This is a genomic window from Sedimenticola thiotaurini (assembly GCF_001007875.1).
Lineage (GTDB): Bacteria > Pseudomonadota > Gammaproteobacteria > Chromatiales > Chromatiaceae > Sedimenticola > Sedimenticola thiotaurini.
Genome location: NZ_CP011412.1, coordinates 3,216,301 through 3,236,883, shown reverse-complemented (window position 1 = coordinate 3,236,883; position 20,583 = coordinate 3,216,301). Strand labels below are relative to the sequence as shown.

The window sequence follows — 20,583 nt, the reverse complement described above, 5'->3', positions numbered from 1 at the left end:
CCGGATGATGGCGTCAGCAGTTACCCTGAAAAAATCGATTACGGATAAAAAACACCCCCGCAGAACGGGGGCATTAACCGCACAGTAAATCGATTCTCAACTACTTTTTCTTCGTCGTGCCCGGCTTACTCGAAACCGCCCGGTTAAGACTCGCCATCATGGAACTCAGCGCCCGGTCCATCAGTGGCTCATCCACTGCAGGCAACACAACCGCTTTTCCGCTGCGCAGCCAATCGCCGAGCCCCTGCTGGGTCAGTTCTGCCACCTTCATGCCCTTGCGATTCACAAACAGGCAACTGCCGCTGATGTTACTGCGCCAGGAGAGCTTGGCACGAATCACCTTGTCACCCTCTTCCTTCAACTCCAGCCAGGTACCCACTTCCAGCGCCTTGGCCTGTTCGTCAAACTCATCTGCTTCGTGCTCAACTGGCGCCGGCGCTTCCTGTACCAGAGGTTCAGGCGACTCCAGAACAATCTCCTCCATCGCACCGGATCGAGTATCAGCACCTTCCTCCGCTACCGGATTGCCATCCACTCCATCCAGGGCCCGCCCGCCCCGCAGACAGGCCAAATGACGCGCCTGCAGTCCCTTGAAGGCACGGGTCATCTTGTGCTGGTTATAGGAGATACCGGCCAGCCCGGCCCGTAACTCTTTCAACAGACCGGGAATGAAACGCAAAAGCTCCTGGCGCTCGCTGTGAGTCGGCTTGGGCATCACGCTCCAGACCAGACGATCCATCAGGTTAACCGCATCGGCCCACTCTTCACTCTCCCGCCCCTTACGCAGATAGATCAGCAGCAGTACATCATTCCAGCCATCCCGGATCAGATTCTGCACCACATCGGGGACAGTACCGTAGCTGGACAGACAACGCCCTATCTCGTTCGCCACATGCCGTTTTGCCTCGACCAGCGCCTCTTTTCCCTGGGTGACCTGGGCAGCCCGCTCTTCGGCGACGTGAGCCCCCCGTTGTTCCCGCTCCAGGAAGGCGACAAACTGCTCATACAACTCATCGAACAGGGTGAGGTCATCATCAAACTTGGTGAGTATGCGGTTGACCGCCGATTCAATGTGGGCATACAGGCCATCACCGCTACGACCTGACTCCTCGGTCCAGCCGATGGCCGCCTGTGCCATGGTGTTGAGCAAACGCCGCGCCGGGTGATCCTTGCGACTGAAGAAGCTCTTGTCCAGGATCGCCACTTTCAGCATGGGGATCTGCAGCCGCGACAACAGGGCTCGCATCGCGTCGGAAAGACCGGGATCGTCCAGGATGAACTCAAACAACATGGAGATGACATCGATGGTATCTTCATCCGACCGGTCAATTGCCACCTTTCCTGACTCGGCCGCCTGGCCGATCTGCGGCATACTCATCAATGCGGACCGCATTGATCCGGCATCCAGTACCTGCCCCCCATCGGCCACCTGGCCGCCCTGGTGCTGCAGCGCCGAGAGCGCCGACAACAGGCTGGCTGAGTCCACATACTGGACCGGCGTGCTGGCGGGTTGGGGAGCGGCCGGACGGCGTTGGGTCAGTAACTGCTGGAGTGTGGCAAACACCTCTGCCTGCAACTCCGGGTTGTCGCCAGCAGCATAGCCGCCCGCCTCTTCGGCAGCACCATAGCCGGCGCCGGCGGGACTGGCCGGACGATAGGCCGGATTGCGACGCAGCGACGGCTTGATCTCCGGCTGGATACCGGCTTTGGCCAGAGTCCCGTTAATCTGATCATAAAGCGGCCCCAACTGGCCGACGACCTCTTTTTCGAACTGCTTGTAAATCACCAGTTTGACCGCAAGTGTCACTTCCAGCTTGGTGATCGACTGTTTGAAGGCGGTGGCAAAAGAGGCCGGTGCCACCGGATTGCCGTCCTGTTCTATCTCGACCCCATTCAGCAGGTAGCTGAATCGCTGATCCAGGGCGTACAGATCCCGGTAAAAACTGTTGTTACCCTTGGAGACCATACCGGAAATCGCCAGCCCCTCCTCCAGGTCATCGCTCTCCACCAGCCCCAGCTCTTCGCTGGTAAACGACGCGTCCGGGGCCTCGCTGGGGACAGAACCCGGCCCATGGGTCCAGAAGCGGTCGAAACGCCCCAGTACGCCCTTATTGAAAGAGCTCTGTATCTGCTGGCGCTCCCGCCGCAATATCCGCATCGCCTCAAAGTAAGCCGCTTGGCTCTTGTCTGTACCCGCCTTATCTGCATGGGTGTACAAAACATCATCAAGCCGTTCGAACAACGCATCCATGCTCTGCGGCAAAAACTTCACCAACAGCTGCCGACACGCGTTGATCGTGCCGTGATACCCCTCACGAAGAGTCACCGCCTGATCACCCGAGCGCTTACCACCAAATGAAACAATATTTCCGACCTTCATAGTACTGGGTTCCAATCGTCACTGTGCTCTGCGAATGCAGGAAAAAGCCGTCAACCAGAGGGCCCGCCACACTGTAAAGTCTCCACGTCACCCGCAGGGACTGTCGTGAGAGGCGTCACATTTAACCATAAGTCAAAAAAACGTCATGTTAAAGCGTGATAATCATCACAAGCCACGTCCGAGCTTCTGCACATTCTCTACGACCTGGCCGATAACAGACTGATATAACAGCAGTATTTAAAGTCATCGCCCTGCTCAGTTAACATCAAATTCCCTGTCGTGTATGGTAACTGCGTGACCAGACTCATCCGCCATTTTAGCAAGGCTCTGACAGAAAGCATCCGTGACTTACTGCCTATTGTAGTCGTAATTGCCTTTTTCCAACTACTGGTATTCAAACAACCTCTACCCGACCAGGGTAAGCTTCTATTCGGCACATTACAGGTTGTGATCGGCCTGACCCTGTTCATCCAGGGGCTGAAAATGGGCCTGTTCCCGATCGGCGAGTCGATGGCGCATGATTTTGCCTCCAAAGGCAGTATCCTGTGGCTCACCCTGTTTGCCTTCGCACTGGGGTTCGGCACTACAGTAGCCGAACCTGCGCTGATCGCCATTGCCGACGAAGCGGCCCGGGTGGCCGCCAACGGTGGCATGATCGACACCAGCCTGCCGGCCAGACAGACATACGCCGACGGGCTGCGCCTGACGGTGGCGATCTCGGTAGGGCTGGCCATCGTTATAGGCGTGATACGGATCATCAAGGGATGGCCGGTGCAATATCTGATCATGGGCGGTTACGGGGGAGTGGTACTTATGACCACCCTGGCGCCGCCGGAGATCATCGGCATCGCCTATGATTCCGGCGGCGTCACCACTTCCACTATTACTGTTCCACTGGTTACCGCACTGGGTGTCGGACTGGCCAGCAGTATCCGGGGCCGCAACCCGATGACGGATGGTTTCGGCCTCATCGCCTTCGCCTCACTCACTCCGATGATCTTTGTCATGGGCTACGGAATGCTGCTGCAATGAGCTGGGTGCCCGACTTTCTGGCAACGCTCACCTCGACAATCACCGATGTCTTGCCCATAGCCGCCATTTTGTTCGGGTTTCAGCTGTTTGTTCTGCGCAAACGGGTACGCCATCTCGGCCAGGTACTGACCGGCTTTCTACTGGTGGTGCTGGGCCTCGCTTTCTTTCTCCAGGGGCTGCAGGAGGCCCTGTTCCCTCTGGGCAAGTTGATGGCCGAACAGCTCACAGCCCCCGAATTCCTTGGCACCAGTCAGACGGCGGAAGCAACCGACAGCAACTGGCAACACTATCTCTGGGTCTACCTGTTCGCTTTCGCCATCGGCCTCTCCACCACCATTGCCGAACCCTCCCTGATTGCCGTCGCGATCAAGGCCAACCAGGTCTCCGGCGGCACCGTGGGCACCTGGGGCCTGCGCATTGCAGTGGCCTTCGGCGTGGCGATCGGAATCGCCCTGGGCGCCTACCGGATCGTTACCGGAACGCCGCTGCACTACTATATTGTTACCGGCTATCTGGTGGTGTTGATCCAGACCATTTTCTGCCCCAAAGCGATTATTGCGCTGGCCTATGATTCAGGTGGCGTCACCACCTCCACGGTAACCGTTCCGCTGGTGGCCGCCCTGGGATTGGGCCTCTCCGGCTCGATTCCCGGCCGCAACCCGTTGCTGGACGGCTTCGGGCTGATCGCTTTTGCCAGCCTGTTTCCCATTATGAGTGTTATGGGCTACGCCCAACTGAGTGAATGGCTTGCCCGTCGGGCAAAAGAGAAACAAGCGAAGGAAGAACAATGCATTTCAAACTGATCATCGCACTGATTGAAGACAGCAAAACCCCTACCGTGGTGGATGCGGCCAGAAATGCCGGCGCCACGGGCTCTACGGTGCTGACCCAGGCCAGGGGTGAGGGATTGCAGAAGAGCAAGACCTTTTTCGGGCTGAGCCTGGAGGTGCAGCGCGACATGGTGCTGTTTCTGGTGGAAGAGCATTTGAGTCGCTGTATTCTTGAAACCATCGCCGAAGTGGGCGAGTTTGACGATAAGCCGGGTACTGGCATCGCTTTCCAGATTGACGTGGAAGACGCCGTGGGCGTCAGCCACCAGATCAGGCAGCTGACCCCTGTGGTGGAGGAAGAGTTGTGAGAAAACAGGATATCGTCCGGGTTCGGGATGTGATGAAATCCGAAGTGGATACGGTGGACGGCATGGACACCGTGGAGGCTGCGTTGCAGAAGATGGTGCACGTGGAGACCAAGACACTGATCGTCAACAAGCGGGACGAAAACGACGCCTTTGGCATCGTTATGTTCTCCGATATCGCCCGGAAAGTGTTGGCCCGGGACCGCCCACCGGCCCGGGTAAACATCTACGAAGTGATGACCAAACCGGTCATTTCCGTCGAACCGGACATGGATATCCGTTACTGCGCCCGACTGTTTGACCGGCTGCATCTGTCACGGGCCCCGGTAATCAGCCAGGGAAAGGTGCTGGGGGTAGTGAGTTTTTCCGATATGATTCTGAAGGGTATCAAGCAGTGAATTCGACCACCTGTTCCGGCTGGCTGGAGTCAGTACGCCGATGCCCGTCACCCAATCAGGATCAACGCCCGGCAGCCTGTGAAGTGGACCTGCTGGTGATTCACAACATCAGCCTGCCGCCGGACCAGTATGGCGGCCCCTGGATCGACCGGCTGTTTCTCAACCAGCTACCACCGGAGCAGCACCCCTATTTTGCTAAAATTCATCAGCTGCGAGTCTCGGCCCATCTGCTGATCCGCCGGGACGGCGAGCGGGTGCAGTATGTTCCGCTGCACCGGCGCGCCTGGCACGCCGGTCAGTCCTGCTTTGACGGACGGGAGCGCTGTAACGATTTTTCCATCGGCATTGAACTGGAAGGGAGTGATGAGACGCCCTACACGGAGGCCCAGTACCGGGCGCTGGCCCGGACCATCCGGGAGATCCAGCGCCGCTACCCCGCTATCAGCGATGATCGCATCACCGGCCACTGTGACATCGCTCCGGGACGCAAGACCGACCCGGGTCCGGCCTTTGACTGGCAGCGACTGAGACGACTGCTGTCCCGAATTGCCTAGTCCGCTTCCCGACCGGGCCCGAACAGGGCGTCCACGAACATCAGCACCACCCCGAGGGTGATGGCCATATCCGCCACGTTAAATGCCGGCCAGTGGTAGGACTGATAGAAGAAGTCCAGGAAATCGATAACATGGCCGATAAACAGACGGTCCAGCAGGTTCCCCACCGCGCCCCCGATCACCAGGCTGAGCGACACCGCCAGCACCCGCTCATCCCTCAGCCGGGCCAGCCACACCACCAGGACCACCACCACCACGGCGGCCACCAGGGCAAAGAACCAGCGCTGCCAGCCACCCTGATCGCTCAGAAAGCTGAATGCGGCACCCTCGTTATAGGCCAGGGTCAGATTGAAAAACGGCAGCACCGGAATGGTCTCGTAGACCATCAGGGAGGATTCCACCAACTGCTTGCTGAGCTGGTCCAGCAGCACGACACCCAGCGATAACCAGAGCCAACGGTACATAGATTCGTCCCTACTGCTGCCGTCTGTCCTGCAACCGGATCAGGCGATGCGCCTGACCTCGCCTGCACCATCCACATTCTCCACGCAGCGACCACAGAGTGTCGGGTGGGCCGCATGACTGCCCACATCCTCACGATGGTGCCAGCAGCGGCCGCACTTCTCATGCTCCGAAGCACGGGCCAGCAGATAGAGGCCGGCCAGATCGGTCTCAACCGCCTCGGCGGTTTTCTCCTGCAGGGGGTGCACACGGGCATAGGAGGTGATCATCACGAAACGCAGCTCCTCGCCCAGCTTCTCCAGGTCGGCTCTCATCTGGTCATCACAGTAGAGATCCAGTTCGGCATCCAGGGAGGATCCGATCACCCCATTGGCCCGCAACTGCTCAAGCTGTTTACTCACCGCCGTGCGGATACCGATCACCCGGGCCCAGAAGTCGCGGTCGAAGCTGTCATTCTGATCAAGAGCAAACAGCCCTTCGTACCAGGTCTCGACAAACACCGTCTCACTGCGCTCGCCGGGAATAAATGGCCAGATTTCATCAGCGGTGAAGCTGAGAATCGGCGCCAGCCAGCGCACCATCGCCTCCATCACGTGGTAGATGGCGGTCTGACAGGAGCGGCGCGCCTGGCTATCGGCCTGGGTGGTGTACTGACGATCCTTGATAATATCCAGGTAGACACCACCCAGTTCCGGTCCGCAGAAGTTGTGGATCTTCTGCACGATCAGATGGAACTGGTAGCCCTGGTAAGCCTCGATGATCTCCTGCTGCAACTGCAGCGCCCGATCCACCACCCAGCGGTCCAGCTCCACCATCTCGGCCGGCGGCAGCATGTCCCGGGCCGGATCAAAACCGTTCAGGTTGGCCAGCAGGAAGCGTGAGGTGTTGCGGATACGGCGATAGGCGTCAGCGGTCCGCTTCAGAATCTCTTCCGAGACCGTCATCTCGCCCCGGTAATCGGTGGCGGCCACCCAGAGCCGGATAATGTCGGCACCCAGCCGCTTCATCACATCCTGGGGACTGACCGTGTTGCCCAGGGACTTGGACATCTTGTGGCCCTTGGCATCCACGGTAAAGCCGTGGGTCAGCACGCCAGCATAGGGCGCCCGGTCATTGATCGCCACCGAGGTAAGCAGGGAGGACTGGAACCAGCCCCGGTGCTGGTCGGAGCCCTCCAGGTAGAGATCTGCCGGAAAGCGCAGCTCCTTGCGTGGTCCCAGCACGGCGAAGTGGGTAACGCCAGAGTCAAACCAGACGTCCAGGGTATCCTGAGCCTTCTCGTAATCACCGGCCTGGTCACCCAGCAGTTCGACCGGATCCAGGGAGAACCAGGCCTCGATACCGTCCTTCTCGATCCGTTTCGCCACCTGCTCGATCAGTGCCGGGGTATCCGGGTGAAGTTCACCGGTTGTCTTGTGTACGAACAGCGCGATCGGCACACCCCAGGTGCGCTGCCGGGAGATACACCAGTCCGGCCGGCCTTCCACCATGCCTTCGATCCGGGCGCGCCCCCAGGCGGGGGTAAAGGTCACCTTGTCGATCTCCTTCAACGCGGTCTGGCGCAGCCCTTTCTGCTCCATACTGATAAACCATTGGGGCGTGGCACGGAAGATAATGGGCGTCTTGTGGCGCCAGCAGTGGGGATAGCTGTGGGAGAGTCGCGCCTCCTGCACCAGGGCACCCCGGGACTTCAGGACCTCGATCACCTTTTCATTGGCATTGAACACGTGTTCGCCGGCAAACAGCGGAGTTCCCTCCACAAAGCGACCATCACTGCCGACCGGGTTATCCACCTCCAGGCCGTAGCGCTGGCCCACGATATAGTCATCCAGACCATGCCCGGGGGCGGTATGTACTGCACCGGTGCCGGCTTCGAGGGTGACGTGCTCACCCAGAATCACCGGCACGGTGCGATCGTAAAAACAGTGTTTCAGCTTGAGTCCCTCAAAGGCATCGCCGCGACCGTAGGCGATCACTTTGTACTCCTCGATGCCCCAGCGCAGCATACTGTCCTTGAGCATCCCCTCGGCCAGAACCAGGCGCTCCTGACCACGCGGACCATCCGCCTGCACCACCACATAATCGAGCGTCGGATTGAGCGCCACCGCCTGGTTGGCCGGCAGGGTCCAGGGCGTAGTGGTCCAGATCACCACCGACATCGGCCCGTCACCATGACCACCGGGCACCGAGTGACAGCGGGCCATCAGGGTCTCGGGATTGAGCACCTCGAAGCGCACATCGATGGCGAAGGACTCTTTGTCCTTGTACTCCACTTCCGCCTCGGCCAGCGCGGAGCGACAGTCGGTACACCAGTGCACCGGCTTGGAGCCCTTGTGCACATGGCCATTCTCCACAATACGCCCCAGGGCGCGGACGATATCCGCCTCGGTCTGGAAGGCCATGGTGAGATAGGGATTCTCCCAGTCACCCACCACGCCGAGACGCTTGAAGTCGGTCCGCTGCCGGTCAATCTGTTTGCCGGCGTATTCCCGACAGGCGACACGAAACTGGGCCGCGGTCACCTTGCCGCCCGGCTTGCCCACCTTCTTCTCCACCTGCAGTTCAATCGGCAGGCCGTGGCAATCCCAGCCCGGCACATAGGGGGAGTCCATCCCATCCAGGGTGTGACTCTTGACGATAATATCCTTCAGCACCTTATTGACCGCATGACCGATATGGATCTCGCCGTTGGCGTACGGAGGGCCGTCATGCAGGATGAACTGGGGACGCCCGGCAAAGGCCTCGCGAATCTTGTGATACAGCCCCATGCTCTCCCACCGCTTGAGCATCTCGGGCTCGCGATTGGCCAGGTTGGCCTTCATGGGGAATCCGGTCTTGGGAAGGTTCAGGGTACTTTTATAGTCAGTCACTATCCAATGCCTTGTCGCCGCCGAGTCCAGCTGGGCGATCTGTCTAGTCAAATTTCCGGTGATTATCGCCGAACCGTTGCTTGGCGATGTTGCTGTAGCAATTACACCACTGATTTAAATACGATTCACTTACTTAATCGATACTGAAATAGTTCCGGGCCTGCTCAGCGTCCTGCGCTATCTGCTGACGCAGGGCATCGAACGACTCGAAGCGCCGCTCATCCCGTAACCATTTGCGGAACTCCACCTGCACGTGCTCGCCATAGATAAAGCGCGAAAAGTTGAACAGGTGCACCTCCAGCAGGTAACGGGAGTCCCCCGTTACGGTCGGACGGTTGCCGATATTGGCCACCCCCGGCAGCGGCCCTTCCGCCAGACCGTACAGCATGACGGCAAAAACCCCATGTACCGGACTCACCTTGCGGTGCAGGTCAATATTGGCGGTGGGGAATCCGATGGTCCGACCGCGGGCATCACCGTGGGCGACCCGACCGCAGATCCGGTAGGGACGTCCCAGATTGCGCTCCGCCAGATCCAGATCCCCCTGGGCCAGCGCCTGGCGGATACGGGTGCTGCTGATCCGCGCCTCACCATCCATAAGGGTATTCATGTTGGCCACTTCAAAACCGTGCTGCTCACCGGCCTGGCGCAGCAGATCAATATCACCCACCCGCTGGCGGCCAAAACGGAAATCATCACCAACATAGAGGAACTTGACATCCAGCCCATCCACCAGCAACTCCTGGACAAACTGTGCAGCCGACATGGCAGCGAGCTTGTGACCGAACTCCAGCAACACCACCCGGTCGATGCCGGCATCCTTCAGGGCCTGTAACTTTTCCCGCATCCGGGTCAGTCGCGCCGGCGCCCCATCCGGGGTAAAGAACTCCTGCGGTTGCGGCTCAAAGGTAACCACGGTAGTCGGCAGGCCGAATGCGGCCGCCCGCTCCCGCAGATGCCGAAAAACGGCCTGATGGCCGAGGTGCACACCATCGAAATTTCCGATCGTGGCAACACAACCCCGGTGTTCAGCGCGCAGATTGTGGAGACCGCGTATAACCTGCATCGAAACCCGCCCAAAAGTTTCCAAAACGGTGCATTATAGGCAATGTTTTACCACAAGTCCCTGTTTCCGGAGCAGATCAGTGACACCACTCCCGCTGCCTCGCCGCTGTCAGGAAGCGCTGTTGCGGAAATGGCGCGGACCGATCCCCAGCAGAGCCAGCACCGCAAAGTAACTGGCCGCCCCCGCCAGCACCCAGATCAGCAGGCGCCACACCTTGTCGACAGTAGCCATTCCCAGCCAGGAGGCGAGGTCACCCACCCCCCAGAGAAGCACACCACCCATCACCGCAGAAGCAGCGGCACCGCGCAGAATCAGCAACAACCAACCCGGTTCCGGCCGGTAGACCCCCGCCTTGCGCAGCCCCCGGAACAGCAGAAAGGCGTTGAGCGTGGCCGAGAGCGACGTGGCCAGCGCCAGGCCGGCATGGGCCAGCGGGAACACCAGGATGATATTCAGCACCATGTTGGCAAACATGGCGATCACGGCGATACGCACCGGTGTGCGGGTATCCTGCCGGGAGTAATAACCCGGCGCCAGCACCTTGATCAGAATGAACGAGAGCAGTCCCAGGGCGTAGGCCATCAGGCTCTGCCGGGACATAGCCACGTCGGCGGCGTCAAACACCTCAGACTGGAACAGGGTGGCGATCATCGGACCGGCCAGCACAAATAGCCCGACCGCAGCCGGCAGCCCCAGCAGCAGCCCCCAGCGCAGGGCCCAGTCGATCACGTGGGAAAAGCCCTGAGGCGATTCGGTGGCATGTTTTTTGGACAGATTGGGCAGGATGACCGTTGCCAACCCTACCCCCAGAATACCCAGCGGGAACTCCATCAGGCGGTCCGAATAGTAGAGCCAGGAGATACTGCCGGAGACCAGAAACGAGGCGATCAGGGTATCCAGCAACAGGTTCAGCTGGGTCACTGAAACCCCGAACAGGGCTGGCAGCATCAGCCGCCCGATGCGCCGCACCCCCTCATCCTTCGGCGCAGGAATAAAGCGCGGAAACAGCCGTATCTGGCGCAGAAACGGGTACTGAAACAGCAGTTGCAGGATGCCGGCGAACAGCACGCCCCAGGCCAACGCCATGATCGGGCGCTCTAGCAGGGGCGCCAGCCAGAGCGCACAGCTGATCAGGGACACATTGAGGAATACCGGGGTAAAGGCCGGCACACCGAACCGACCATGGGCATTGAGAATCCCCCCGGCAAAAGCGGTCAGGGAGATGAAAAACAGGTAGGGAAAGGTGAGCCGCAGCATATCCACGGCCAGATCCAGCTTGCCTTCCGAGCCGATGAAACCGGGCGCGAAGACCATTGCCAGGACCGGTGCCCCCAGCACCCCCGCCAGGGTGACCGCCAGCAGAATCGCCCCCAGGGTACCGGCCACGTGATCGACAAACAACTTCAGTTCTGCAAAACTGCGCCGCTCCTTGTACTCGGTCAGTACCGGCACAAACGCGACCGCAAAGGCCCCTTCGGCAAACAGGCGGCGTAGAAAATTGGGTATCTTGAAGGCGACGAAGAAGGCATCCGTACCCGCGTTGGCACCAAAGGTGTGGGCCACCACCAGATCCCGGACAAATCCGAGGATACGCGACAACAGGGTATTGGAGCCCACCTTGGCCAGTGATCTGAACATGCGTCTGTCTGCAACCTGAAAAAATTAAGTTACCGCGGGCGGCGGCCAAAAGGCGGATTATAGGCTTTTTAGCGCGGGTTGGTCAGGAGAATCCGGCCACGCCCCACCGACCGGAGCCAGATCGGTCCAGGCAACCGTAACGACAAACCGGCCGACAATTAGCTGTTGACAAACCAGGGTCCAGCCATCAAAATACCGCGCTCTTTAACGAGACACTCAATTTTACTGAATTTTTGGAGACAGACCTTGGCCAATTCACCACAAGCCCGCAAACGTGCGCGTCAGGCCGAAAAGCATCGCCAGAACAATGCGTCGCGTCGCAGCAACATGCGCACCTACCTGAAAAACGTAGTGAAGGCGTTGGCGACTGGCGATAAGGAAAAGGCCACTGAGGCTTACAAACAGGCGGTACCGGTGATCGACCGTGCGGCAAATACCGGCCTTATCCACAAGAATAAGGCTGCCCGTCATAAAAGCCGCCTGAATGCGCAGATCAAATCGCTGTAAACAGTAGCACCTGCGTATCCAGAAAAAACCGGCCAAAAGCCGGTTTTTTTCTGCCTGCGATTCCCTCCGGCAATATACAAGCCCTGCTAATACAACAGGCTGACTCTGGTTTTACCCGACTCTGCCTGGGTTATACTCCACCCCCTGAAGCACAAGAGCAACCGCAAAGGGACGAGCCAGCATGACCGAAGCACCTGACAATAAGCATAAACGCCGTCACGGCCTGATCATCACACTCTCCATCCTGTTAATCCTGGTTATCGCCACCCTCTCCCTGCTGCCACTGGGCATCAACTACGCACTGAAGGAGTGGATCAGGCAACAGGGCGGGGAACGGGTCTCGGTCGCCAATGTGGACTTCAACCCCTTTACCGCCACCCTCCGGCTGGATGAACTGAGAGTAACCAATCAAGGGGAGGAGCAACTGACTCTGCCCCGGCTCGATCTGCAACTGGCCTGGGCTCCGCTGTTCAGCAAACAGCTGGTCATTACCGGACTGGAGCTGTCGGGCGTGACGTTGAAACTGATTCAGAACGGCACCCAGAGCCAGATCCAGATTGGCGGTATGCTGTTCCCCCTATCCACAGAAAAAGCCCCCACCGAGACAACCCCTTGGGCCGTCCACCTGAACCGCTTCAGCCTGCAAGAGGCGCTCGTTGACTACCAGGCGCCCCAACTGACCACCCGGATCCAGGTCACTGATCTGCTGTTGACGGATATCGCCACGGACAATCCGACAGGCATAGCCCAGGTGGCGTTACAGGGCAGTATCGACCAGGCGCCGATCACCCTGCAGGGCAACTTCACCCCGTTTGCCGACACCCCATCGTTTGATGGCGAAGTCCGGATCGATTCCCTCGCCCTGGATGGCTACGCCAAGCTGGCAGCGTCACAGTTGAACCAGTTAACGGGAAAACTGAGCATGGATGGAACACTGCTCCTGTCGATCACACCATCAGGCACTCCCCAGATCACCCATAACGGCAACATCAGCCTGGCCGATTACCAGATCGGCGATCAGAAACAGGCCATTGCCGGCAGCAGTCTTGCCTGGCAGGGCCAGCTGAAGCAGAACGCTGACAACCTCTCAATCGACGGCGGCCTCACTTCATCAGCACTCCGTTTCGACATGCCGAACGAACAGATCAGCTACAACCACCAGGGTCTGGAGTGGCAGGGCAGTCTGACCCTGGCATCGGATGATATCGCCCGAAAGATTCTCAGCAGCAGCCGTCTCCATATTCAGTCGCCGGACATCCAGCTCGCCGACAACCAAGCGAGCCTGAAACAGATCGAGCTGTCACTGGAAAAAGCGACTCTCAGTCTGGCCGGAGAGAGCATGGCGGCGCAACTGCCAGGCAGCCTGAAACTGACCGGAACCAAGCTGACCACCCCCACACAGGAACTGACCAACGCATCGTTCAGCTGGCAGGGTGACGCCCAGTTAAACCGGGACGAAAAACAGACAGCCGTTACCCTTGACGGCACTCTCAGCGACGGTCCGGCCCAGCTCAGACTGCTGGAGAAGCAGGCCGCTGCCGGGCTGGGGGATATCAACTGGCAGGGCAGGCTGGAGCTGGTTCAGAATGGGCACGATACCCGTATCAGTCCGTCGGGCGATCTGAGCGCCAACGCCCTGGAGGCGAGCGATCAACAGACCGGGTTGCAACTGCTGGCCCTGGATTCCCTCACCATCAACGGCCTTGCGGGTGACAGTGCCGATGGCTTGACCGCCACCCACATCGACGCCCGGGCGATCACTATCGGGGGAACCCCAGCGTCCGATAAAGCCTCCACTCCCGCCATGCTCGCCCTGCATGAACTGCAGATCCGCCAACCCAGCTACTCGGCCAGTCACGGATTACAGATCGACCGGATCGAAGCCAACGGCCTGACCCAGGTGGTGATCCGCCAGTCCGACAAGCAGCTCAATCTGCAACGGCTGGCCGATGTGATACAACGCATGACCGGCCAAACACCCACACAAAACGAACCGCCAGCGAGCCAACCAAGCCCGATCACTATCGGACAGGTCACCCTCACCGGCGAGAACCGTATCAGCTTTGAGGATCGCACCACAGACCCGGTATACCAGCTGCTCATCAAGCCGGAGCAGTTCCGCCTGGAGGGCATCACCAATACCCCGGCAGACCAACCCGCCACCCTGGTGCTGAAGGGTATTTTGGATAAAAACACCACCCTGAACCTGGATGGGGATGTGGCCCTGTTCGCCGCCCAGCCAACTTTCGCAGTAAAGGGGCGTATTGAAGGCCTGGAGCTACCACCGCTGTCCGCCTACACCATCCCATTGCTGGGTTATCAGCTGCAGAGCGGCGAGGCCAACAGCGACATCCAGCTCAGCGCCAAGGCGGGCCAGGTGGATGGCAACAGTGACCTGACACTGAATCAGCTGGAGGTGGAACCTCTCGATGCAGACAAGATGGCTGCCATGCAGCAGCAGTTGAGCATCCCGCTGGAGACCGCCCTGGGCATGCTGAAGGACAAGAACAACCGGATCCAACTCTCCCTGCCCATCAGCGGCGCCATGGATAACATCCAGGTCGATCCGAGTGACGCCATCAACCAGGCTATCGGCCGGGCCATGAAAAAGGGCGCCAAAACCTACCTGGCAACGGCACTTTTCCCCTTCGGCACCCTGCTCACCCTGGTGGAGATAGCCGGAGACGCCGCCGCCAAGATCCAGCTGGACCCGATCCCGTTCGCCCCGGGTTCAAGTCGACTGAACCCGGACCAACACGCCTATCTGGACAAGATAGCCGAACTGCTCAACGAGCGGCCGGAGGTGTACGTGCGACTCTGCGGTGTCACGACAGCCAGCGATATTGAAGCCCTGCAGGAGATCGAGCGGGAACGCCTGCTGGCGGCAGCCAAAAGCGCGCAGGAAACTTCCGATGAGAAAGAAAAGAGACCCGATCCAATCGATCCAGCACCGATAGAGATCAGCCAGCAGCAACTGAATCAGCTGGCCGGCGAGCGCACCAGTAGCATTGAGCACTACCTGTCAGAAGCACACCAGGTGAAAGCCGAGCGCCTGATCAGTTGCCAGCCACGCATAGAGAAGGGAGCAGAGAAGGAACCCGCGCCGCGGGTCGACCTGTTGATTTGACAACAGGGGAGGACTGATTAAACCAGCACCAGATTGTCCCGGTGGATCAGCTCCTCCTCATCCACGTAACCCAGGATCTCCTGGATGCGACTGGAGGCGACACCCTTGATGCGATCACTCTCAATGGAGTTGTAGTTGACCAGGCCCCGCGCCACTTCCCGACCCTGCTCATCTACACAGGCCACCACTTCGCCCCGGGAGAACTGGCCAACCACCTGTTTCACACCGACCGCCAGCAGACTGCGCCCCGACTCCCGTAACACCCGCACCGCACCGGCATCCACCACCAGACGGCCGCGCACCTGCAGGTGGCCCGCCAGCCAGCGCTTGCGTGCCGCCTGCGCCTCCTGTACCGGCAACAACAGGGTGCCGACCGGTTCAGCGGCAGCTATCCGGGTCAGGATCTGCTCGCCCACTCCGGGAGCGATAATAGTGGCAGTTCCGGACCGCGCCGCCAGTCGGGCGGCCCGTATCTTGGTGATCATACCGCCCCGACCCAGCAGGCCCGAACTGCCACCGGCCACCCGGTCCAGCTGGGGATTGTCCACTCGACTTTCACTGATCAGCACCGCATCGGGGTTTTGCCGCGGGTCGCTGTCATACAGACCCTGCTGATCGGTCAACAGCACCAGCAGATCCGCCTCCACCAGATTGGCTACCAGCGCCGCCAGGGTATCGTTGTCACCGAAACGCAACTCCTGGTTTGCCACCGTATCATTCTCATTCACCACCGGCACCACACCCAGTTTAAGCAGCGTCCGCAAAGTACTGCGGGCATTCAGATATCGCCGCCGGTTGGTCAGGTCATCATGGGTCAGCAACACCTGCGCGGTGTGCAGATTATGGGAGCGAAAACAGGTCTCATAGGCCCGCACCAACCCCATCTGGCCGATGGCAGCGGCCGCTTGCAACTGGTGCAATGTGGTGGGTCGCGTAGTCCAGCCCATGCGGCTCATACCCTCGGCCACCGCCCCGGAAGAGACCAGGATCAGCTGGTTACCGGCCAACACCCAGGCAGCCATCTGCTCAACCCAGCCAGCCAACGCTTCCCGCGCCAGCCCCTTTCCATCATCGGTCAGCAGGGCGCTGCCGATCTTCACCACCCAACGCCTGGCCGAGGTAAATTTCTCCCGGGACATGTTCATAGGCTGCCTGCTACTCCTTCAAGGGGTCCCACGGCTCTTCGGTTTTCTCTTCCGGCTTGGCCGGCGCATCCAGTTCACGCAGCAGCTTCAACCGTTTCATCAGGTCCTGCATCAGTTCCCGGGTTCCTGCACCGGTCAGTGCCGAGATCGAATAGACCGGCCCCTGCCAATCCAACTCCTGCAACACGGCGGCACGTCTTTCGGCAAACTCTTCGGCGGGCATCAGGTCCATTTTGTTAAGCACTAGCCAGCGCTCCCGCTCGTACAGATCATCGCTGTACTTCTCCAGTTCGGAGGCGATCAACCGCACCTCGTCTGCCGGTGACACCCCTTCGTCCATCGGCGCCATATCCACCAGGTGCAACAGCAATCGGGTCCGGTTCAGGTGCTTCAGAAACTGCAGGCCCAGTCCGGCCCCTTCCGCCGCCCCCTCAATCACACCCGGGATATCCGCAATCACAAAACTGTTGCCGGTACCCAGACTGACCACCCCCAGATTGGGGTGTAAGGTAGTAAAAGGATAATCCGCCACCTTGGGCGTGGCACTGGAAACCTTGCTGATCAGACTGGACTTCCCGGCATTGGGCATCCCCAGCAGGCCCACATCCGCCAGCAGGATCAGTTCCAGGCGGATATCCCGCTCCTCACCCATTGAGCCGGGGGTAAATTGGCGTGGCGCGCGGTTAGTACTACTCTTGAAGCGGGCATTGCCGATACCATGGAAACCACCCTTGGCCACCAGTAGCCGCTGTCCGTGGCTGAGCAGTTCACCCATCAGTTCCCCGGTCTCCATGTCGGTCACCCGGGTTCCCACCGGCACCTTGACAATCAGATCCTCGGCACTGCGCCCGGTGCAGTTACGCCCCATCCCCTGCTGACCACTGTGTGCCCGGTGACGACGTTGATGCCGGAAGTCCACCAGGGTGTTCAGCCCGGAATCAGCCACCAGGTAGACACTGCCACCGTCACCTCCATCGCCGCCATCGGGACCACCCCGGGGGATATATTTTTCGCGTCTAAAGCTGACGGCGCCGTTACCACCCTTGCCGGCTTCTACGCGGATCGTGGCTTCATCAACAAATTTCATGGACGCCTGACACCCTGTAATTAATCAATCGTCATAACGTAAAAAGCCCCGTCATTATGACGAGGCCTTTTATAGCTGTTAGAGCGGTGGCGCGATCAGGCCGGAATCACGCTGACGTAGCGACGATTTTTCGGACCCTTGGTTTCAAACTTCACCACACCATCCACCTTGGCAAACAGTGTGTGGTCCTTGCCCAGACCAACGTTCACGCCATTGTGCACAGCAGTGCCACGCTGACGAATGATGATGCCGCCGGCGTTGATGGACTGGCCACCGAACACTTTGACGCCAAGACGTTTTGACTCTGAATCGCGGCCGTTACGTGTACTACCGCCTGCTTTCTTATGTGCCATTGCCTAACCCTGCCCTCAGCCTGCGCTGATTCCGGTAATTTCGAGTTCCGTGTACCACTGACGATGCCCCTGACGTTTCATGTGGTGTTTACGCCGCTTGAATTTCAGGATCGTCACTTTCTTGCCCCGCCCATGGGATTTAACCGTGGCGGTAACCTTGCCACCGGCCACATAGGGGGTGCCAATTTTTATATCTTCGCCGTTGGCGACCATCAGGACCTTATCAAGGTCAAGCGTAGCACCCTCTTCGGCACTCAGCTTTTCGACTTTAACCGTGTCGCCTTCGGAAACCCGGTACTGTTTACCCCCGGTCTGAATTACGGCATACATACCAAATCCCCGCAAAAATCTGCTAATTTCGGCGCGCAAATAGACAGACGCGCCAACGAAAGAGGCGGAATTCTACCCGTGCCAGCGACACAGGTCAATCACTCCACAGAAAAAAAGACTAAAATCACCGCCCAGCCACCCTGGCATTTAACGACTATCAGCGGCCGTGCTTGACAGCACCATGGTAGGCTCCTAGCATGCTCCACTCCTGAAATATTACCCTAAAACTAAAGCAGTTTAAGACATCCCCATGGAAATGAGCGCAATCCGCGAGCTGGCAGCGGAAGACATGAAGGCGGTCGACGCCCTGATCCTGCACCGGCTCCAGTCGGACGTGGTACTCATCAATCAGGTGGGCCACTACATTATTAACAGTGGCGGCAAACGGCTGCGCCCGATGATCGTACTGCTGGCTGCCCGGGCGCTGGGTTATCAGGGTAAGGAACATGTGGACCTGGCAGCGGTAATCGAGTTCATTCACACCGCCACCCTGCTGCACGACGATGTGGTGGACGAGTCCGATATGCGGCGCAACCGGGACACTGCCAACGCGGTCTGGGGTAATGCGGCCAGCGTGCTGGTGGGAGATTTCCTCTATACCCGCTCGTTCGAGATGATGGTGGATATCAACCGGATGCGGGTAATGGAAGTGCTCGCCCGCGCCACCAACCTGATCGCCGAGGGTGAAGTGCTTCAACTGCTCAATTGCAACGACCCGGACACCACCGAAGAGAAGTATCGGGAGGTTATCCTGCGCAAGACCGCCACCCTGTTCGAGGCCGGCGCCCGGCTTGGCGCGGTGCTGGCGGATGCCACACCAGAGCAGGAGCAGGCGATCGCCGATTATGGCCTGCACCTGGGAATCGCCTTCCAGATTATCGATGACGCCCTCGATTACAGCACATCCAGCGAAGAGATTGGCAAGAATATCGGCGACGACCTGGAAGAGGGCAAACCAACCCTACCGATTCTGCGCGCCATGCAGGTAGGCACCCCCGAGCAGCGCGCCACGCTGCGGGAAATTATAGAAAAAGGTGGCCGGGAACATATACAAACTGTCATGGCGGCCATTGAATCAACCGATGCTATCGAGTACACTGCGCGCCTCGCCGCGGAGGAAGCCGACAAGGCCAAGCAGGCCCTGGAAGCAGTTCCCGAATCTCCTTTCCGCGACGCACTCGCTGCCCTGGCCGACTTTTCTGTCAGACGCAGGAGCTAAAAACGATTACGGGGTGTAGCTCAGCCTGGTAGAGCACTGCCTTCGGGAGGCAGGGGCCGGAGGTTCGAATCCTCTCACCCCGACCAGATATAGCAAGGCCTGCGCATGCAGGCCTTTTTATTACGCAGTATTGCAGTTCCCCGCCCCCCTGTACCCACGCCACAAAGCATGCCCTCTGCACGGGGCAAATTAGCGGATATTTAACGCCCCTTAAAATCCGTCGAAAAACCCAGCAATAGTCCGATATTGCGGGATTTGTCCTATTTTTCTCACTCTGTAGGACTCCCAGCCCGGTTATCCCCCTATTTATGCTATTAAAGGCTCCCCGGATCATCTTAAATTCCACCACTGCGATCTGTCAGACAAGACATCCCTGGAGGTGGAGTATGAAAATTATAACAGCCGGTTACCGACACCTGGCCCTGTCCCTTACGCTACTGATCTTTGCATCCACAACCATGGCGGCCCCCCGGGTCGTGGTTAGCATCCCCCCTCTGCACTCCCTGGTCAGTGGCCTGATGACAGGCGTCGCTGACCCCGTACTCCTGATGGAGGGCGGAGAAGTAGACAAGGCCAGCCTGACCCCGTCCCAGAAACTGCAGCTGGTCGCAGCCGATATGGTGATCTGGGTTGGTGCCGGCCTGGAAAAGCAGATCTCCCGTGCCGTACAGAATGAATTTCCCGCCATGGAGCGGAACATGTATGCGCTGTCAAATCATCTTCCCTTGTTGCCGAAATCGGCCGATATCCCCGGGCAACTGCTGATGCCGGATGCCCGCCAGGATTACAGCGATCTGGGCTTCTGGGCAGACCCGAAACTGGCGGCAATGGCGGTACGTCACATTACCCCCAAGCTGGTGCAGTTGGATCCGGACAATGCCGATACCTATCTGAAAAACGAAGTGAAACTGCTCACCCGAATCAAGGAGATGGGAAGGCAGCTGGCTGAAACACTGGCTCCCTATCGCGGATCCCTGGGCATTAACGACTCCGTGCCGACCTATCTGGCCTGGCGCTACCACCTGTATGGTAGCCAACAGATCACCCTGGCTAGCGCCGATGCAACGGAGAGCTACATCGCCGGTTGCCAGAACTTTATGAAAGTAGGCCAGGACCAACCGGACGCCGGCATATCTGACCTCTACGGCAGCAACCTTAAACCGGGCGCGGAGCTCTATTTCCAGATGATGCAGCGTCAGGCGGGCTTTATCACCAGCTGCGATCAGAAGACAAAAACGATTGCAGATAGAACGGCCCAGCAGAAAAACCGGACCTGAATC

General features: G+C 59.1%; 16 protein-coding genes, 1 tRNA gene and 1 pseudogene. 9 read left to right on the top strand and 9 right to left on the bottom strand.

The genetic code is table 11. The features are described 5' to 3' along the window. Nucleotides 1-100: 100 nt before the first annotated feature. Complete coding sequence (locus AAY24_RS14890) at nt 101-2,380, bottom strand: DUF1631 domain-containing protein (RefSeq protein ID WP_052761264.1); 2,280 nt, start codon at nt 2,378-2,380, stop codon at nt 101-103. A gap of 294 nt (nt 2,381-2,674) precedes the next feature. Between AAY24_RS14890 and AAY24_RS19630 the strand changes: the two are divergent. From AAY24_RS19630 to ampD, 4 genes and pseudogenes are all read left to right on the top strand, one after another. Further along, nucleotides 2,675-4,215, top strand: a pseudogene (locus AAY24_RS19630) (DUF1538 domain-containing protein). Next, nucleotides 4,200-4,550, top strand: coding sequence for a P-II family nitrogen regulator (locus AAY24_RS14875; protein ID WP_046860347.1), 351 nt, complete (start codon nt 4,200-4,202; stop codon nt 4,548-4,550). Before AAY24_RS19630 ends, AAY24_RS14875 begins: the two are co-directional and overlap by 16 nt. Then, nucleotides 4,547-4,945 (top strand): CBS domain-containing protein, encoded by a 399-nt coding sequence (locus AAY24_RS14870; protein ID WP_199930392.1) that lies wholly within the window; start codon nt 4,547-4,549, stop codon nt 4,943-4,945. The genes AAY24_RS14875 and AAY24_RS14870 overlap by 4 nt, the downstream gene beginning before the upstream one ends. Next, complete coding sequence (gene ampD, locus AAY24_RS14865; protein ID WP_046860346.1) at nt 4,942-5,499, top strand: 1,6-anhydro-N-acetylmuramyl-L-alanine amidase AmpD; 558 nt, start codon at nt 4,942-4,944, stop codon at nt 5,497-5,499. The genes AAY24_RS14870 and ampD overlap by 4 nt, the downstream gene beginning before the upstream one ends. On the opposite strand, the gene lspA is transcribed toward ampD, so the two are convergent. The 4 genes from lspA to murJ all read right to left on the bottom strand — a co-directional run bounded on the left by lspA (nt 5,496) and on the right by murJ (nt 11,535). Then, complete coding sequence (gene lspA, locus AAY24_RS14860) at nt 5,496-5,963, bottom strand: signal peptidase II (protein WP_046860345.1); 468 nt, start codon at nt 5,961-5,963, stop codon at nt 5,496-5,498. The genes ampD and lspA overlap by 4 nt on opposite strands. A 39-nt stretch (nt 5,964-6,002) precedes the next feature. Beyond that, the gene (gene ileS / locus AAY24_RS14855) at nt 6,003-8,831 is read right to left on the bottom strand and encodes an isoleucine--tRNA ligase (protein WP_046860344.1); all 2,829 of its coding nucleotides are present in this window, start codon (nt 8,829-8,831) and stop codon (nt 6,003-6,005) included. A 133-nt stretch (nt 8,832-8,964) separates the two neighbouring features. Continuing rightward, the gene (gene ribF / locus AAY24_RS14850; RefSeq protein ID WP_046860343.1) at nt 8,965-9,897 is read right to left on the bottom strand and encodes a bifunctional riboflavin kinase/FAD synthetase; all 933 of its coding nucleotides are present in this window, start codon (nt 9,895-9,897) and stop codon (nt 8,965-8,967) included. A gap of 108 nt (nt 9,898-10,005) precedes the next feature. Further along, nucleotides 10,006-11,535, bottom strand: coding sequence for a murein biosynthesis integral membrane protein MurJ (gene murJ, locus AAY24_RS14845; protein ID WP_082117168.1), 1,530 nt, complete (start codon nt 11,533-11,535; stop codon nt 10,006-10,008). A gap of 246 nt (nt 11,536-11,781) precedes the next feature. On the opposite strand from murJ, the gene rpsT reads away from it, so the two are divergent. Together rpsT and AAY24_RS14835 are read left to right on the top strand one after the other, a co-directional pair. After that, entirely contained in the window at nt 11,782-12,042 is a 261-nt protein-coding gene (rpsT, locus tag AAY24_RS14840) for a 30S ribosomal protein S20 (RefSeq protein ID WP_046860342.1), read from the top strand. Between the two features lie 181 nt (nt 12,043-12,223). Beyond that, the gene (locus AAY24_RS14835) at nt 12,224-15,169 is read left to right on the top strand and encodes a DUF748 domain-containing protein (RefSeq protein ID WP_046860341.1); all 2,946 of its coding nucleotides are present in this window, start codon (nt 12,224-12,226) and stop codon (nt 15,167-15,169) included. A 17-nt stretch (nt 15,170-15,186) separates the two neighbouring features. Here AAY24_RS14835 and proB read toward each other — a convergent pair whose 3' ends face one another. The 4 genes from proB to rplU all read right to left on the bottom strand — a co-directional run bounded on the left by proB (nt 15,187) and on the right by rplU (nt 18,084). Then, entirely contained in the window at nt 15,187-16,314 is a 1,128-nt protein-coding gene (gene proB / locus AAY24_RS14830) for a glutamate 5-kinase (RefSeq protein ID WP_046860340.1), read from the bottom strand. Between the two features lie 10 nt (nt 16,315-16,324). Continuing rightward, nucleotides 16,325-17,401, bottom strand: coding sequence for an Obg family GTPase CgtA (gene cgtA / locus AAY24_RS14825; protein WP_046860339.1), 1,077 nt, complete (start codon nt 17,399-17,401; stop codon nt 16,325-16,327). 95 nt (nt 17,402-17,496) lie between these two features. Next, nucleotides 17,497-17,754 (bottom strand): 50S ribosomal protein L27, encoded by a 258-nt coding sequence (gene rpmA / locus AAY24_RS14820; RefSeq protein WP_046860338.1) that lies wholly within the window; start codon nt 17,752-17,754, stop codon nt 17,497-17,499. 15 nt (nt 17,755-17,769) lie between these two features. Next, on the bottom strand, nt 17,770-18,084 hold the full coding sequence (gene rplU, locus AAY24_RS14815) for a 50S ribosomal protein L21 (protein ID WP_046860337.1): 315 nt from the start codon (nt 18,082-18,084) through the stop codon (nt 17,770-17,772). 250 nt (nt 18,085-18,334) lie between these two features. Between rplU and ispB the strand changes: the two genes are divergently transcribed. The 3 genes from ispB (at nt 18,335) to AAY24_RS14800 (ending at nt 20,580) form a co-directional block, all read left to right on the top strand. Continuing rightward, complete coding sequence (ispB, locus tag AAY24_RS14810; protein WP_046860336.1) at nt 18,335-19,303, top strand: octaprenyl diphosphate synthase; 969 nt, start codon at nt 18,335-18,337, stop codon at nt 19,301-19,303. A 9-nt stretch (nt 19,304-19,312) separates the two neighbouring features. Next, a tRNA-Pro gene (locus AAY24_RS14805) sits at nt 19,313-19,389 on the top strand. 300 nt (nt 19,390-19,689) lie between these two features. Continuing rightward, the gene (locus AAY24_RS14800) at nt 19,690-20,580 is read left to right on the top strand and encodes a metal ABC transporter solute-binding protein, Zn/Mn family (protein ID WP_046860335.1); all 891 of its coding nucleotides are present in this window, start codon (nt 19,690-19,692) and stop codon (nt 20,578-20,580) included. Nucleotides 20,581-20,583 lie beyond the last annotated feature (3 nt).

Bases quoted from the DNA above. Each gene is read 5' to 3' on its own strand.
- ispB (WP_046860336.1), top strand. From the start codon at position 18,335: ATGGAAATGAGCGCAATCCGCGAGCTGGCAGCGGAAGACATGAAGGCG.
- murJ (WP_082117168.1), bottom strand. From the start codon at position 11,535: ATGTTCAGATCACTGGCCAAGGTGGGCTCCAATACCCTGTTGTCGCGT.
- AAY24_RS14800 (WP_046860335.1), top strand. From the start codon at position 19,690: ATGAAAATTATAACAGCCGGTTACCGACACCTGGCCCTGTCCCTTACG.
- AAY24_RS14835 (WP_046860341.1), top strand. From the start codon at position 12,224: ATGACCGAAGCACCTGACAATAAGCATAAACGCCGTCACGGCCTGATC.
- proB (WP_046860340.1), bottom strand. From the start codon at position 16,314: ATGAACATGTCCCGGGAGAAATTTACCTCGGCCAGGCGTTGGGTGGTG.
- AAY24_RS14875 (WP_046860347.1), top strand. From the start codon at position 4,200: ATGCATTTCAAACTGATCATCGCACTGATTGAAGACAGCAAAACCCCT.
- lspA (WP_046860345.1), bottom strand. From the start codon at position 5,963: ATGTACCGTTGGCTCTGGTTATCGCTGGGTGTCGTGCTGCTGGACCAG.
- ribF (WP_046860343.1), bottom strand. From the start codon at position 9,897: ATGCAGGTTATACGCGGTCTCCACAATCTGCGCGCTGAACACCGGGGT.
- rplU (WP_046860337.1), bottom strand. From the start codon at position 18,084: ATGTATGCCGTAATTCAGACCGGGGGTAAACAGTACCGGGTTTCCGAA.
- cgtA (WP_046860339.1), bottom strand. From the start codon at position 17,401: ATGAAATTTGTTGATGAAGCCACGATCCGCGTAGAAGCCGGCAAGGGT.
- rpmA (WP_046860338.1), bottom strand. From the start codon at position 17,754: ATGGCACATAAGAAAGCAGGCGGTAGTACACGTAACGGCCGCGATTCA.
- AAY24_RS14890 (WP_052761264.1), bottom strand. From the start codon at position 2,380: ATGAAGGTCGGAAATATTGTTTCATTTGGTGGTAAGCGCTCGGGTGAT.